Origin of the sequence: Gemmobacter aquarius (assembly GCF_003060865.1) — a bacterium.
GTDB lineage: Bacteria > Pseudomonadota > Alphaproteobacteria > Rhodobacterales > Rhodobacteraceae > Paragemmobacter > Paragemmobacter aquarius.
Genome location: NZ_CP028918.1, coordinates 2,732,177 through 2,747,585, shown reverse-complemented (window position 1 = coordinate 2,747,585; position 15,409 = coordinate 2,732,177). Strand labels below are relative to the sequence as shown.

8 protein-coding genes and 4 pseudogenes are annotated in these 15,409 nt (G+C 64.1%); 7 read left to right on the top strand and 5 right to left on the bottom strand.

The window, feature by feature from the left end:
* Positions 1–64: 64 nt before the first annotated feature.
* Complete coding sequence (locus HYN69_RS13260) at positions 65–3,049, bottom strand: beta strand repeat-containing protein (protein WP_159082471.1); 2,985 nt, start codon at positions 3,047–3,049, stop codon at positions 65–67.
* Between the two features lie 484 nt (positions 3,050–3,533).
* Between HYN69_RS13260 and HYN69_RS13255 the strand changes: the two are divergent.
* The 5 genes and pseudogenes from HYN69_RS13255 to HYN69_RS13235 all read left to right on the top strand — a co-directional run.
* Positions 3,534–4,705, top strand: a pseudogene (locus HYN69_RS13255) (IS3 family transposase); the annotation flags it as partial.
* A gap of 85 nt (positions 4,706–4,790) precedes the next feature.
* Positions 4,791–5,081, top strand: a pseudogene (locus HYN69_RS13250) (tyrosine-type recombinase/integrase); the annotation flags it as partial.
* Positions 5,082–5,374: 293 nt separating this feature from the next.
* A complete protein-coding gene (locus HYN69_RS13245; protein WP_230426408.1) occupies positions 5,375–6,430 on the top strand; it encodes a type III polyketide synthase in 1,056 nt (351 codons plus the stop codon).
* The gene (locus HYN69_RS13240; RefSeq protein WP_108436154.1) at positions 6,427–6,933 is read left to right on the top strand and encodes an isoprenylcysteine carboxyl methyltransferase family protein; all 507 of its coding nucleotides are present in this window, start codon (positions 6,427–6,429) and stop codon (positions 6,931–6,933) included. Before HYN69_RS13245 ends, HYN69_RS13240 begins: the two co-directional genes overlap by 4 nt.
* Complete coding sequence (locus HYN69_RS13235; RefSeq protein WP_108436153.1) at positions 6,920–8,464, top strand: DHA2 family efflux MFS transporter permease subunit; 1,545 nt, start codon at positions 6,920–6,922, stop codon at positions 8,462–8,464. The genes HYN69_RS13240 and HYN69_RS13235 overlap by 14 nt, the downstream gene beginning before the upstream one ends.
* Before the next feature lie 133 nt (positions 8,465–8,597).
* Here HYN69_RS13235 and HYN69_RS13230 read toward each other — a convergent pair whose 3' ends face one another.
* The 4 genes and pseudogenes from HYN69_RS13230 to HYN69_RS13215 form a co-directional block, all read right to left on the bottom strand.
* Positions 8,598–9,026, bottom strand: a complete 429-nt coding sequence (locus HYN69_RS13230) for an HWE histidine kinase domain-containing protein (protein WP_108436152.1) — start codon at positions 9,024–9,026, stop codon at positions 8,598–8,600.
* A gap of 53 nt (positions 9,027–9,079) precedes the next feature.
* A pseudogene (locus HYN69_RS21935) lies at positions 9,080–9,253 on the bottom strand (hypothetical protein); the annotation flags it as partial.
* Between the two features lie 158 nt (positions 9,254–9,411).
* A complete protein-coding gene (locus HYN69_RS13220; RefSeq protein ID WP_216824608.1) occupies positions 9,412–9,801 on the bottom strand; it encodes a response regulator in 390 nt (129 codons plus the stop codon).
* A 3-nt stretch (positions 9,802–9,804) separates the two neighbouring features.
* Positions 9,805–13,377: a chemotaxis protein CheB gene (locus HYN69_RS13215; RefSeq protein ID WP_159082469.1), complete on the bottom strand. Its 3,573-nt coding sequence runs from the start codon at positions 13,375–13,377 to the stop codon at positions 9,805–9,807.
* 452 nt (positions 13,378–13,829) lie between these two features.
* On the opposite strand from HYN69_RS13215, the gene HYN69_RS13210 reads away from it, so the two are divergent.
* Together HYN69_RS13210 and HYN69_RS13205 are read left to right on the top strand one after the other, a co-directional pair.
* Positions 13,830–14,903 (top strand): alpha/beta hydrolase, encoded by a 1,074-nt coding sequence (locus HYN69_RS13210; protein ID WP_230426407.1) that lies wholly within the window; start codon positions 13,830–13,832, stop codon positions 14,901–14,903.
* A 141-nt stretch (positions 14,904–15,044) separates the two neighbouring features.
* Positions 15,045–15,404: pseudogene (locus HYN69_RS13205) on the top strand (transposase); the annotation flags it as partial.
* Positions 15,405–15,409 lie beyond the last annotated feature (5 nt).

The following is a 15,409-nucleotide window of genomic DNA, read 5'->3' as shown; positions in this document are numbered from 1 at the left end:
GAAGGAATTTGCCAAGAGTTCTGAAAACTCTTGGCTGCGTTTGCGGCGGTTCGTTGCGTCCGGATCAGAACGCGTAGGTGAAGGTCAGCCCGCCGCGTGCCGCGCCGATATCGTTCCCGTCATCGGCCGAGATCGAGCCTACGAGAGCCGCGTTTTCGGTGAAGCTGTAGCGCCCTTCGATCGAGGCGGTGAACACCCTGTCGGAGCGGTGCGCGTCGATGCCTGACAAGGATCCTGCGCCTGTGTCTCCGGCTGCCGTGGTCGTGTCGGATACAAGGAAGGCGGTTCCGGCGCGCAGGGTCAGGGAGAGAGGCGAGGTGGACTCGCGGTAGGTAAGCCCAAGCGTCGCCGCAACACGTGTCTGGGTTCCAGAGGCGTCTACCGTCAGGCCCTGATCGTCGGTGTAGGCGTTCGAGTCCGATCTGGCGTAGGACGCTTCCACGCGGGGGTCGAGTGCGAAGCCGTTGCCCAACGCCATGCGCTTGCCTGCCGTTGCCGCGACCACGGCGATCATGCTGTCATGGCTGGAGGTTGCGCTGAACAGCGTTCCGTTGACGAGGTCGCTGTTCGCCTTGCCCAACGCGCCGAGGGCGGTGATGTAGGCGCCGCCCTGTTCTGCGCTGAGGTAGCTGCCGACATAGCCTGCGCTATGCGACGCGGTGGAGGAGCGCGGACCGAAGGCGCCCAAGGTCGAGCCGAGGTCGGTGCTGCCCTGTTGCAGGCTTGCGAATACGCCACCGTTCATGCTTTGGCCGATGGCGTATTCGATGCCTCCGGTCAGGGTGCGGTTCGTCGCGTCAAAGCCTTCGAAGCCGCTGGCTGCGCCCATCCGGAACGAACCGGCCCCTGCCATGACCCAGACAGACGAGGGCGTGAGGGCGCAATCGATCGTGGTGCCGGTGCAGAGCGCGCGTTTGGCGATGGAGCCATCGGCAAAGCCCGTAAGAAGCGACGACATGGCTTCGACACCACCGCTTGCCAAGGCGAGTTCGGCGCTGGCGTTCGGGCCGAGGGTTACGCCGTCGAGCGCCGTTGTCCATTGCAGGTAGACGCCGCCGTTGCCCTGGTCGACCAGTGCCCATTGGCGGGCCGGATCGACGGGCAGATTGCTGTCGGCAACATAGGTGGTCGAGGCGACGAGCGAGGCGCCCGCACCCGGTCGGGACAGGGCAGCGGATTGCAGGTCGTCGATGATGGCGACCGAACCGGACAGGCCGAGCGGCATGCCCATGTCGAGGTAGCCGCCAACCGCGTCGATGCGGATGCCGATGGTGCCTGTGGTGGTGATCGAGGTGCTGACGTCGATCTGGTCGGCATTGCCGCTGACCGCATCGTCGCGCCCGTTGCGGTAGGTCGTGTCATCGGCGTCAAAATTCACACGCAGCGTAGGCAAGGTAAGGGGCGTGGCGCTTCCGGTCAGGTCGAGGTCGGCGACGGTAAGTGCATCGTCGGCTGTGGATTGCGGCAAGACCGGAAAGGACACGACCGAAAGCGGCAGGTTCGAGACCGGAAGCACTGCCGCAAAGGCCGCATCGCGCAAATCGACATAGGATGTCGCATCGACCGAAAGCTTGGCCGTGTCGGACCCGTCCGCAGCGGTCAGGGCGCGCGTACCGTTCGTCTGGAACAGGGCACTGGAGGATGTGAGATCAAGCGTGGTGACCGTCGCATCTTGCGAGAACTGCAGGAATGAGCCGACGGCCTCGACGCTGTCCCATTGGTCGAACTGGCGGTAGAACAGTCCGCCCTCGCTGTAGTCGCCGTCGAAGCCGGTGAGCGTTGCGCTGTTGGCGCCGTCGCCGCCGTCAAACATCGAAATTCCAGTGACATCCAGCGCATCGGCGCCGAGCGTGTCGTTGAAAACGAGGTTCAGCGTGTCGCCGCCCGCGCCGAGGTCGAGTGACCCGAGGCCACTGAGGCCCCCGATCTTGCCACCGGTCAGGTTGGCCGTATCGTTGCCTTCGCCGCCGCTGATACCCCCCTGCACCTCGCCGCTTGTCACGTTGATGGTGTCATCGCCGGTACCGCCGGATAGCGCGCCCTCGACCGTGGCATTGCCTTCGACAAGCAGGCTGTCGCCGCCAGCGCCGCCAAGCACGCTGCCCTTGACGACGGCCAAGGCCTGGACCGTCACCAGATCGTTGTCGTCTCCGGCATCGACATCGCCTTTTACGGTCGAGCCTCCGGTGACGAGGATGGCGTCATCGCCCGTGTCCCCCAGCACATCGCCGTCGACGGTGCTTGCGCCGCGGATCCCCACGGTGTCCTTTCCCGCGCCTGCGTCGAAGTCGCCCTCGATGGTCGAGCCGCCCAGCGTGTCGCCTTCGAGGAGTGCCGTGTCGTCGCCGCCGCCGGTATAGACCGATCCTTCGACGGTGCTTTGTTCCTGAATGGTCAGAAGATCGGCGCCGTCTTCGGCCTTGACGTCGCCCGTGACGGTCGAGCCGCCACGGATAAGCACGGTATCTGCATCGGCCCCTGCGAGCAGGTCGCCGTCGAGCGTCGTGCCGAGTTTGAGTGTGACCTTGTCGGCCCCTGCGCCGGCGTCGATGTTGCCTGCGAGTTCGGACGCATCGCGCAGCATGATGACGTCGGCCCCGTCACCGCCCGACAGGGTGCCCGTAACGGTCGTTCCCGCGTTCCGCAGGGTCAGTATGTCGTCACCGAGGCCGCCATCGACGTTGCCGGTAAGGGATGAGGCCCCTTCGATCAGGATATTGTCGGCCCCATCGGCGCCGAGGATATTGCCGGACAGGACGCTGGCGCCCTGTGCGGTGATGGCATCGTCACCGTCTCCGCCATCGACGAGCGTGGTGCCGGATTTGGGAGCAAGGTTGCTTGCTTCACCGAAAACGATGCTGTCGTTGCCGCCTTGGCCATTGACGGTAAGGTTTCCGGTCGCACCACCCGAATAGACAAGGTTGCCGTCGGGGCCGGCATCGAGCGTAAAGTCGGTCGCGCCGATGCAAGGATAGTTGATCCCGATGGTCAGGCAACCGGCGAAAGAGGCCGTTCCGGACATCGTCAGCCCAAGGGCGAGCGCCGACACCGCGCATCCGCGCAGAAGGGGGGGCGGCCGGTATGGACGGCAGCGGGGCCGACTGTCGGAAGAAAAAGCCGTGCCGCGCTGCGGGTGGTCATGCATGAACTCCGGGGAAAATGGATTTCGCGCCGCAAGATGACGCCTGGGTATCCGTTTAGACGTTCGGCATCGCCGTTCAAACTTATATTAAGACTAATTAACATTCTTTGGTATGGGATGCGCCGCAGCCCTGCGTGGCGCGGGTTGCAGGCATTCGCGCCAAAGCCCGTGGCGCCTGAAGGCACTGTCAGCGAAGGGGCGGGACGTGTGGGCGCGCCTGCTACCGGGCACAGCCGTCGGGCCCGAGGGGCGATGAACCGGGGGACCATCGTCATGGCAAGCGAGGTCGGGGCGGCCTGATCGGTCAGGGCGTCGCGAGGTTATCGGTGACGTTGCCCCCTACGCCTAATCCAGTTTGAGGTGGACTCTGGCCCAACCGAGAGGACCAGAGATGAAGCGCAGTAGGTTCACCCAAGACCAGATCATCGGCATTCTGAAGGAGCACGAGGCCGGGGTTTCCGTCGCCGATCTGTGTCGCAAGCACGGCGTCAGCGATGCGACTGTCTACAAGGGGAAGGCCAAGTATGGTGGCATGGATGTCAGTGAGGCGAAGCGCCTGAAGGGGCTTGAGGACGAGAACGCCCGTCTGAAGCGGCCGCTAGCCGATGCGATGCTCGATCGAGCCATTGTGGCGCCATTGGTTCAAGCCCAATGGCGAGGGCGGCGCTGAAGGATCTCTTGGGAAAAAAGTGGTGACGCCCGCCGGAAAGCGGCAAGCGGTCGCGCATCGGGTGGCGGGCCACGGGATGAGCGAGCGGCGGGCATGCCGGGTGATCGGCTGTTGCCGGATGACCATGCGCTATGAGGCGATCCGGCAGGAGGACCCCGTGCTGCGCGAGCGGCTGAAGGAGCTGGCCCGTGTCCGTCGCCGGTTCGGCTACCGGCGGCTGCATGTGTTCCTGCGCCGCGAGGGGCATGAGGTGAACCACAAGCGCCTGTTCCGGATCTACCGCGAGGAGCGGCTGCACGTGCGCCGTCGCGGTGGACGCAAGCGGGCCATCGGAACGCGGGCCCCGATGGCGTTACGCCTGATGCCGAACCAGCGCTGGTCGCTGGACCCTCGCCATGGTCACTCGGACCAGTGGCGTTCCCATGGCTCGATCTCTGACCAGCTGACCGATGGCCGCCGCTTCCGGATCATGACCGTGGTCGACGACTGCACGCGGGAATGCCTCGCCCTGATCGCCGACACGTCCCTGTCCGGCGCAAGGGTGGCGCGAGAGCTGGCGACCTTATTCGAGGTCCGAGGCAAGCCAGGAACTGTGGTCAGCGATAATGGCACCGAGTTCACCTCGAACGCGATCCTGACCTTCGCCGACGACCGCAAGATCGAGTGGCATTACATCGCACCCGGCAAGCCGACCCGGAACGCCGACCCGGAACGCCTTCATCGAGAGCTTCAACGGTCGCCTGCGCGACGAGCTTCTGAACGAGACGCTGTTTGCGTCCCTGAACCACGCCCGCGCCACGCTCGCGGCCTGGCGCACGGACTACAACACCGAACGCCCGCACTCACGCCTCGGCTGGCAGACGCCTGCCGCCTTCGCCCAGACCCTCGCCCCGTTGCCCAACCCGCCCAAACAGGCAAAACTCAAACCCGGAGTCTCGCTCATGCTGGATAAAAGTCGGGGGCGACGTCAACACCGAAATGACCGGTGCCGAATTTCTCTGGCCAAGTCGGGTAAATGGAAGCCCGCACCTTTCGACCCGCCAATACGCACGGATCATGCGGGCTTGGGTCACATCGATAGGTTTGGAGCCAAGTGCCTACGGTACACATTCGATGCGCCGCACGAAGGTTGCCCAGATCTACAAGAAGACCGGCAACCTGCGCGCAGTGCAGCTTCTTCTTGGCCACACCAAGATGGACAGCACGGTCCGCTACCTTGGCGTAGATCTCGACGACGCTTTGGCGTTGTCTGAAACCGTCGACCTGTAAACGTCCTCGCCCGGCGTAGGTAATGCTGGGCGAGCCACAGCGTTATCTTTGTTACGGCACGGCTTCAGCAGACCCAAAGCCGTCGTCCAGTTTGCGGTGCATCTGCAGCGGGCCCGAACTACTCATCAACGATCCGGGCGGAAAGCGGACCTTCGCGTCCCGTTGTTTCATCCAGCCACCGCAGCAGGCTCTGCACTTACACGTGAGCTTTGCTTCAAGTCCGGAACGAAACGGGTTCTGGCGCGCTCAGGGATGCGCCACAATTCCGTGACGAGTGAGAGCAAAGGAAGACGATGGTGTCGCACCAGGTCAAACTCGTCTCTGTCAGCACAGCCGTCCCCCCGAACCTGATCCATCAACGCGACGCAGCCAAGGTAGCCCATGCGAGTTTTTCGGCGCGATACGATGATTTCGAGCGTCTGGTGAAGGTGTTCGAAAGTTCGGGCATCCTGAAGCGCTACCTCGTCAAACCTCTGGATTGGTATCTTCAGCCGCTGGGATGGGCCGAACGCAACGCGGCATATCTTGACGGAGCTTGTGCGCTGTTCGTTGCGGCTGCATCGAAGGCGCTTGCCGAGGCGGGGCTTGCGGGATCGGATATCGACACCGTCGTCACCATATCGTCCACCGGATTGGCAACGCCCGGCATCGACGCGCGCGTCGCAGGGCAGATGGGATTTCGCACCGATGTCGAGCGCGTGCCGGTCTTCGGCCTCGGATGTGCGGGCGGTGTCACCGGCCTGGGGCTGGGCGCACGGTTGGCAGCGTCGCGGCCCGGAAGCAACGTCTTGGTCGTCGCTGTGGAGTTGTGTTCGGTGGCCTTTCGCCTCGACAAGCTGACAAAGGAAAACATCGTTGCGACTGCGCTGTTCGGCGATGGCGCGGCCGCCTGCGTCTTGGGGTCGGCGGGAGACGGGATTGCCGCTGTAGAGTTCTCGGGACACCACACATGGCCCGAGACGCTCGACATCATGGGGTGGAGTGTTGATGACAGCGGACTTGGCGTGATCTTCGACCGCGCCATCCCGCCCTTTGCCGAGGCAAACATCGCACCCGCCCTGCAAACCATCCTGGGTCGGAATGGCTTGGGGCTGGACGCGGTCGACCGTTTCGCCTGCCACCCCGGCGGGGCAAAGGTCATCACCGCACTGGAACGCGCCTTGTCACTGGATCAGGGCACCCTGAACCATGAACGCGGGGTTCTGGCCGACTATGGCAACATGTCCGCCCCGACCGCACTCTTCGTACTCGACCGGCTGGTCAGGGACGGGCTTCCGCCCCGCACGCTGCTGACGGCGATGGGGCCGGGATTTACCGCGAGCTGTGTTTCCTTGCAGGCCGCCGCATGACGCCGGCCGTTCTGCTGCTTGGCTTCGTCACCCTGTCCCGTCTGGGCGAGTTGTGGCTGGCGCGGCGCAACACGGCCCGGTTGCTTTCCCGAGGCGCGACCGAAAGGGCCTCCGGTCATTATCCGGCAATCGTCGTGCTGCACGGCCTGTGGCTTGCCAGCCTGTGGGCCTTTGGCGCGGGCCAGCCGGTGAACGGGGGATGGCTCGCGGTGTTCGTGGTGCTGCAACTCGGCCGGATCTGGGTTCTGGCGACGATGGGTCCGCGCTGGACAACACGCATCATCATCGTGCCGGGCGAGCGGCTGGTGGCGCGGGGCCCCTACCGATACGTCAACCATCCGAACTACATCGTCGTGATCGGAGAGATCGCAGTGCTGCCGCTGTGCCTTGGCTTGCCTTGGCTGGCGGTCGTTTTCACGGCGCTGAATGCTGCGGTCCTTACGGTCCGTATCAGGGCAGAGAACGCCGGATTGGAAATGGCCCGCCACCATGCTGCGCGCTGATCGGCACCCGACGGAACCGGCCCAGATCGCGACATGGCTTGGCTTCGGCGCGATGTGCATCGGCATGTTCATGGCGATCTTGGATGTGCAGATCGTTGCGACCTCGCTGCCAAACATCCAAGCCGCCCTGAAGATCGCCCCCGACCGGATGAGTTGGGTGCAGACCGCCTATCTGATCGCCGAGGTCATCGCCATCCCGCTGACCGGAATGCTGATGCGTATCCTGACGATGCGCTGGCTGTTCGTTGCGGCAACGGCGATCTTCACCATCGCCTCGGTCGGGTGCGCCGCTTCGGGCAGTTTCACTGAGCTTATCGCTTGGCGTATCGTGCAGGGGCTTGCCGGTGGAACGCTGATTCCGGCGGTATTCGCGGCGGTCTTCCTGCTGTTTGACCAAAGCCGACAGGGTATCGCCACCACGCTGGCCGGTGTTCTGGCGGTGCTGGCCCCGACGGTCGGCCCCATTGTCGGGGGCTGGATCACCGAGACCTATTCTTGGCACTGGCTGTTTCTGATCAATGTGGTCCCCGGCGTGGTCGCAATTGCAGTCGCAGCCACGGTGCTGCCACGCGCCGCGATGCAGATGGGGCTGGTCCGCAGGATCGACTGGCTGTCGCTGGCCATGCTGGCCGTCGCGCTTGGCGCGCTCGAGATCGCGCTGAAAGAGGCTCCGCAACGCGGCTGGACGTCGGGGCTTGGGATCGGACTTCTGTCGCTTGCCGTCATCAGCGGAACGGGCTTTGTGCGCCGCAGCCTTTCAACCGCCACGCCAATCGTGGACCTGCGCAATTTCGCCAGCCGAAGCTTCGCGGTTGGCTGCCTCCTCAGCTTCGTCCTCGGGATCGGGCTCTTCGGATCGGTCTATCTGATGCCGGTCTTCCTCGCCTTCGTGCGCGGGCACGATGCACTCGAGATCGGAACGATCATGCTCGTCACCGGCGTCGTGCAGTTGCTGATGGCCCCCCTCGCCGTTGCGCTGGAACAAAGGGCCGATGCGCGCCTGCTGACGGGGTTGGGCTTTGCCGTTTTTGCCACGGGGCTCGCGATGAGCGGCTTCCAGACGTCCCGGACGGACGGCGCGGAGATGTTCTGGCCGCAGGTAGTGCGGGGCCTCGCCATCATGTTCTGCCTCTTGCCGCCAACCCGCCTTGCCCTCGGGGCACTGGCACCCGAGCGGGTGCCCGATGCCAGCGGCCTGTTCAACCTGATGCGCAATCTGGGCGGGGCAATCGGACTGGCACTGATAGACACGGTGATCTACACGCGCGGTCCGCAGCACGCCGCCGATCTTGTGGCGCGGCTGCAAACCGGCGATGCCGATGCCGCGCGGTTCATCGGCATCCCCGAAGCGATGATCACGGCCCTGCCCAGCGGACCGATTGACCCCGCAAGCATGGCGATGCTCGCACCCCTGCTGGAAAAGGCTTCGTTGACGATGGCGATCAACGAAGCATGGCTGATGATCGCGCTGCTCACGCTGGTTGCCCTGATGTGCGTTCCCTTCGCGCAAAGACGGGGCCAGCGGACATGACGACGCCGGAAACGCCCATCGGGCGGCTGACGGCCTTGGTGGCGGGATGCGCTGCACCGCCAAGCGGCAAGGCAAGGATCGCCCTCGCCCTGATCTATGGCACGGTGACGCATCTGGCCTTTGTCGTCAATGGTCACTTTTTTGGATCATCATCGCGGAATGGCGCAAGCACTTCGCGGGCCAGCGGAAGGGGATCGGCACGGTCGCCGCTGCTTTCAAAAACTATGCCTTCCGCGACAGACAGGGCCATCAGCCGACCGATAAAGGCCGAGCGAAACTGTTCTGCGGTGCGGTCAGTCGTAGATGTTTGTGTGGCAAGAGCGCGCACCAAGCCCAGCAAATTTCGGGCTCTGTGACCGAGCTCGCGAACCAGAATAGCTTGCTCGCTCGCACCTTGGCTGAGCTTTATATGGCTTCGAACCCTTTCAATCGCTGCGGCGCGCAAATTCGCATAGGTCTGCAAGAACGCAATGTCATTCGCATTGAAATCTCGTGGTTCTCGTTCATCCACTTCCAACACGCCGAAGGGTGCGTTTTGGCCGACGATGATAACGTTGACCATGCTCCGCACCCGTGGCGACGCAGCACGTCCGGTATATCAAAGCGGTCTTCGAGGTCTATATCTGGGGATACAACTGGCTTGTCGGAACGCAGGGCATGGCCCCCGGGGGATCGCTCGTCGTCTCCGAAAGTTTCGTGTCCCACCACACCGGGCTGCCAATTCACTCCCGCACGAATAAGCATTTCGCCTTGCTCAGGATGGTGTTCCAGCAGCTTCACGAGCGGCAAATCCAATGCTTCGGAAACGAGTTCGGCAGCTCGATGCAGGAGGGCGTCGACGTCATCACAGCGAAATGCGAACAACCCGAATTCAGCTAAGAGGTCATGCCAATGGAGTCAGATCTTTCATGTGCCGTCGTCTCCTTGCATACATCGTCCATTACGGATCATGGTTTCGTCACGGCCCTGAACGTCTGGTGCATCAAGGAAAGCAGACTTTCCTTGGAGAATGGCTTGGTGAGCCTCGGCGCATCTCGGATCGCGGCCTCGTCGCGCGGGTCCCTGCCGAAGCCGGTGCAGAGGATGAAGGGCACGCCGCGCGCCAGCAGTTCCTCGGCCGCGGGCGTGACGCGTTCGCCGCGCAGCGACATGTCGAGCAAAGCGCCGTCCAGTTCGTTGCTCCGGATGACCGCGAGGGCTGCGGCGACGGTGGCCGCCGGACCCACGACCACGCAACCGAACTCGTGCAGCATGTCCTCGATGTCGAGAAGGATCAGCATCTCGTCCTCTACGACGAGAATCCGCAGGCCTTTCAGTGGTTCACTGGAATCGGACACAAATCAGGTTTCCTTTCGGCCCGGAGGGCGTTGGTCGATCTTCCGCGGAAAGGCGATGTCGCACTGCAACCCCTCGGCCCGAAAGTCCAGCTCGGCGGTGCCGCCGAGTTGATGGGTGATGCTGCGCTCGATCAGGCTTGATCCGAACCCACGCCGCGAAGGCGCAGCGACCGCAGGGCCGCCGGTTTCGGTCCAGGTCAGGCACACCCAGTCTCCGTCCGCGCGGGTCTGCAATTCCCAACGGATGTCGAGACGGCCGTCCCCTTCCGAAAGCGCGCCGTATTTGACGGCGTTGGTGGCAAGCTCGTTCAAAACCATCGCCAGCACCACGCCGGCATCGGGTGTCATGGTCAGGGTGGGGCCCTCGGCGCGGATCCGGTCTTTTCGGCCATGCGGAGCCAGCGTCTCGCGGACAAGCTGGTCAAGGTCGGCTCCGTCCCAGTTCTGCCGCAGCAAAAGGTCATGGACCCGCGCCAGGGCGGTCAGACGCCCTTCGAACGCAATCCTGAATTCGTCCAGCGTCGCACTCTGGCGGATCGTCTGCGACCCGATCGACTGCACCATCGCCAGCGTGTTCTTCACGCGGTGGCTGAGCTCGCTGATCAGGGTCTGGCGCAGCCCCTCGGCCTCGTGGTTCGCGGTCACGTCCTCGATCGCCAGCAGGATCAGTTTCGTACGATCGCCGCCATGCACCAATCTGCGCGCATTGAGACGCATGTGCCGCCGCCCGCGCTTGGGAAACACATGCTCGATCTCGAAATCGTCGAAGGCCTGCGCCTCGCTCAACACCTCGCGCAGCAAACGGCGGAGTTCGGGAATGTCCCAGGCTCCGTGGTCCAGTTCGTGCAACTGATAGCCATTGGACTCATCCGGCGGGCAGCTGAAGGCTTCGCAGAAGGCCGGATTGATGGATTGGACGCGCAACTCGGCGTCAAGCACCATCACGGGATGGCGGACCGTGTTGATGATCGCCTCGGCGTAGTCCAGCGCCTCCTTGATCGCATCCTGCGCCAGCTTGCGCTCGGTGATGTCGACGAAGGCGATCACCACGCCCGCGATCCGGTCGTCATGGGTCCGGTAGGGCAGCACGCGCCGCAGATACCAGCGTCCGGCACTGCCGCGCACCTCGGCGTCTATTCCCGTCAGCTTTTGCAGCACCAGCCGCGCATCGGGCAAAAGCGCATCATCCTCGACCTTCCAGGCGAAATGGGTGACGGGCCTGCCGATGTCGGTATCAACCAGTGCCAGAAGCCCCTTGCTGCTCGGCGAAAACCATCTGATGCAGAAATTCCGGTCCAGAAACACTGTCGCGATCTCGCTGCTGGCCAAGAGGTTGTTCAGCGTGTCGGTCGTATCCGCCAATTCCTGGTTCTTGTGCTGAAGCTGGCTGTTGACGGTCTGCAATTCCTCGTTGAACGACTGAAGTTCCTCTTTCGAGGTCTCCAACTCCTCGTTCGTCGATTGAAGCTCCTCGTTCATCGAGGTCACTTCCTCGTTGGCGACCTTCAGCTCCTCGTTGGTGCGTTCAAACTGTTCCACGGTCTCGCGCAACTCGATCCGCGCGGCGACGAGTTCAAATTCGACCGCCTGCTGCGTCACCATCCGGTCCGTTTCATCGGCAGTCGCCGGAATGGTCTGCTCGGGGCCGATGTCGCGGAAACTGACCAGAAGCAGCGCGTCCGACTGTTCCGACAGCGGGACGACCGCCACCGCCACGGGCTGTTCGTGGTGATCGCGCCGGATCCTCACGCGGAATTCGACCGGCCGGTTCTCGGCGATGGCATCGCGCACCGCATGGCGCAGCTTGGCGCGCAGGCCATGCCGCGCCATGGCAAGGATGTCGCGGCTGGGTTCACCGGGCGGCGGTTCCAGATAGGCACCGGTCGATCCGTGCACCCAGACCACCTCCCCGTTCCGCCCGATCAGCACCGAGGCGGGGGCAAAACGCTCCAGAAGCGCGCGCTGCGCCACATCGACGATGCGCGGCGGCAGGCGGCTGGCCTCGGGCGCGGCCGCTCCATCCGCAGCGCCGGGCCGCGACCGGCCGGGAAACAGCGGAAAGTCGAGGATGTCGTGCCGGTTCGGTCCGAGCCTGCGAAAGATCCGCCATTTTTTCGAGATTGTGTCGAACAGGTCCTCGCGCCCCGAGACGCTTTCGGCATTGCCAAGCATCATGTAGCCGCCCTGCCGAAGCGAGAAATGCATCAGGGCCAGCGCGCGCTTCTGCGCGGCGGTCTCGAAATAGATCAGCAGGTTGCGGCAGGTCACCACGTCGATCTGCGAAAACGGCGGGTCGCGCAGCAGGTTGTGGGCGGCGAAGACGACCATGTCGCGCAGCTCTTCCTTGACCCGGCAATTCTCGCCGAGCATGTCGAAGTGGCGCTCGAAAAGATGTGGCGGGATCGCTGCAATAGCCCCCTCGGAATACAGCCCCGCGCGTGCGATCGTCAGGTTGTCCTCGCGGCTGTCGGTGGCAAAGAGCTTGATGTCGAAGCGCTTGCCCGCCGCCTCGGCCCGGTCGACCAGCAGCATGGCCAAGGTATAGGCTTCCTCGCCGGTGGCACAGGCCGGCACCCAAAGACGGATCGCGGCGCCGGTCTCGCGCTCGGCCACAAGCGCGGCGAGCACGCTTTCATCCAGCGCGGCCCATGCCTCGGGATCGCGGAAGAACGTCGTGACGTTGATCATCAGATCGCGCGCCAGCGTTTCCAACTCTCCCGGCTGCGACCGCAGGTAGTCGAGGTAGTCTTCCACGCTGTGCAGGTTGCACAGCCCCATGCGGCGGTGGATCCGTCGCGTCAGCGTGCTGCGCTTGTAGAGGCGGAAATCGTGGTCCGCGCGGCTTCGCAGCAGCGCAAGCACCGGAGTGATCGACACATCGCGCGACGGCCCGTCGGCAAAAAGCTCGGCTCCGGCGGAATAGGCATGTTTCACATAGCGCAACAGGATTTCGGGCATGTTCTCGGGCGCAAGCACGTGATCGGCAAGGTCTGCCATGATCACGCTTTGCGGCATGGAATCAAACTTTGCCGTCGACGGGGATTGCACAAGAACGCAGCCGCCTTCGGCCTTGACCTCGCGCAGGCCGCCGGTGCCGTCGGTGCCGGAACCCGACAGAACGATGCAGATCGCCCGTCCGCGCCGATGTGTCGCCATCGACTCGAAAAGCCGGTCGATGGGATAGCGGGCACCGCGCCGCTCGACCGGTTCGCTCAGCCGAAGATGCCCCTCCTCCACCGTCAACGAGGTTGCAGGCGGGATGACGTAGATGTGGTCGGGTTCGACCGCAACGCCATCGACGGCCTCGCCGACCGTCATCTTCGTGTGCTGGCCCAGAACATCGGCTAGCCCGCTGACCCGTGTCGGATCGAGATGCATCACGACGACAAAGGCCATGCCGCTGTCCGGGGGCATGGCGTCGAAAAGACGTATCAACGCCTCGATCCCGCCCGCCGAAGCCCCGATCCCGACAAGCGGGCAATGCCGCGGCCCGCCACCGGTCTTGCCTACCGTGTCGCGACTGGACTCGGAGGCAGACGAGTCCGAGGCGGTGCGTTGATCCGCTGTCCGATTCAAGGCGCGTCCAATCCAAGTTGTTCGGTGGTGTTTCCCACTGCCACGCCTGTCTGAAGGCAGAACACGCATTGGCTCGGTCAAGGGGACCGCAAGGGGTACAACCGTAGCCTTACCACCGAACCGATAGAACTGCACCGTCCAATCCGGCCCTGTCGCAGAAATCCACCATCGCGCATCGCGCCGGCGCGTTGGCGCTCCCGACCCTTGCAAGGATCGTCCTTGGACCGTGACGTGGCAGAATTCTTTTCTCTGCCAAGCCTCGATCCCTGCCGCGGCCTGCCCGCGCCCTGCGGGCAACGAGATCAACGCCTTGGCCGCTCCACGCCCTTGCGCCTCCCGCCGCGCCACGCCGCGTTCCCGCCGGAACGGGCTGCCCCGCAGTCCGGAACAATCGCTCCGGCCTGCGGTTGCCGACCGCACGCCGAGCTTCGGCCAAACAAAGGAATGTTGATATGCGGTTCAAAATGTTGCCCTCGGTCGCCGTAACCTCGGCGGTGGTCTTCGCCGCGCTTGCCTCTGGCGGAACGGCCCAAACCAAGCCGGAAACCGGAACGGCGCAGGCAATGGCGACCCCGTCGCCGGAGATGCAGACCGTTCTCGACGCGCTCAAGGCGCTCGGCGCAAAGCCGCTCCATACCCTCACGGTCGAAGAGGCACGGGCACAGCCGACACCCGCCGATGCCGTGGCGGTGGTGATGAAGGACAAGGGCATCGATGCCGGTCCCGCCGCCGAGATCAAGATGCGCGATGTCGCGATCCCCGGCCCCGGCGGCGAGATAAAGGCGCGTATCTACACACCACCCGGCGCGGGCCCGTTTCCGGTGATCGTCTATTACCACGGCGGCGGTTGGGTGATCGCAAATCTCGACACCTACGACGCCTCGGCCCGCCGATTGTCGGTCGGCGCAAAGGCAATCGTCGTCTCGTCGCACTACCGCCAAGGTCCGGAAGACGTGTTCCCGGCCGCCCATGAAGATGCCTATGCCGCCTATGTCTGGGCCGTCGAACATGCGGGCGACTTCAACGGGGACGCCGCGCATATGGCGCTCGCCGGCGAAAGCGCGGGTGGCAACCTTGCCGCCAACGTGGCCATCATGGCCCGCGACGCAAAGATCACCCAGCCCCTGCATCAGCTGCTGGTCTATCCCGTCGCCGGAAACGACATGACGACCTCATCCTATCTCGAAAACGCGGATGCCGCGCCCTTGGGCAAGGCTGACATGGCCTGGTTCGTGGAAAACGCCTTCGCCAAGCCCGACGATGCGGCGGATCCTCGCATCAACCTCGTCAGCCGGACCGACCTCTCCGGTCTGCCACCGGCCACCGTCATCACGGCACAGATCGACCCCCTGAGATCCGAGGGCATGGCCTATGCCAAAGCTCTCGAAGCGGCCGGCGTTGCGGTCGAGATGAAGAATTACGACGCGGTGACACACGAATTCTTCGGCATGGGAACGGTCGTGCCGCAGGCCGCCCAAGCGATGGACTACGCCACGTCCCGCCTCCGCCAAGCCCTGACCAACTAACCAGCCGGGCCGGCGCGCCAAGCGCCGGCCCCTCGGGGCCGAACACATAGACGTCGAACTCAGACGAACGGCCGCTTTGGGCCGAGGCTGTGTGGAAACTGCTCTCTGTGCTAGACTTCGGCAGGTCAGGCGGAGGCGGGCATGGCGGGTTTCATCGAGGGCGTCGATCGCGGCCAGTCGGTGCTTTTTCCTGATCGGCTGGACGACTGGATCGGTGAGGACAGCCTCGTGCGCGTTGTCGATTTCTTCGTCGAAGAGCTGGATCTGCAACGTCTTGGTTTCGCTCGCTCTGCCGCCGCGAGGACGGGACGGCCCGGCTATCACCCTGCAGTGCTGCTCAAGCTGTTCATCTACGGCTACCTCAACCGCATCCCGTCTGGCCGCAGGCTGGAACGCGAGGCAGGGCGCAACGTCGAGGTCATGTGGCTGACCGGCAAGCTGGTGCCGGATCACAAGACCATCGCGGACTTCCGGCGCGACAACGGCGCGGGTATCCGCGCGAGGTT

What these genes read in the sequence shown, in the direction of transcription:
- HYN69_RS13240 (WP_108436154.1), top strand. Translation starts at nt 6,427, where the DNA reads ATGACGCCGGCCGTTCTGCTGCTTGGCTTCGTCACCCTGTCCCGTCTG.
- HYN69_RS13210 (WP_230426407.1), top strand. Translation starts at nt 13,830, where the DNA reads ATGCGGTTCAAAATGTTGCCCTCGGTCGCCGTAACCTCGGCGGTGGTC.
- HYN69_RS13245 (WP_230426408.1), top strand. Translation starts at nt 5,375, where the DNA reads ATGGTGTCGCACCAGGTCAAACTCGTCTCTGTCAGCACAGCCGTCCCC.
- HYN69_RS13235 (WP_108436153.1), top strand. Translation starts at nt 6,920, where the DNA reads ATGCTGCGCGCTGATCGGCACCCGACGGAACCGGCCCAGATCGCGACA.
- HYN69_RS13230 (WP_108436152.1), bottom strand. Translation starts at nt 9,026, where the DNA reads ATGGTCAACGTTATCATCGTCGGCCAAAACGCACCCTTCGGCGTGTTG.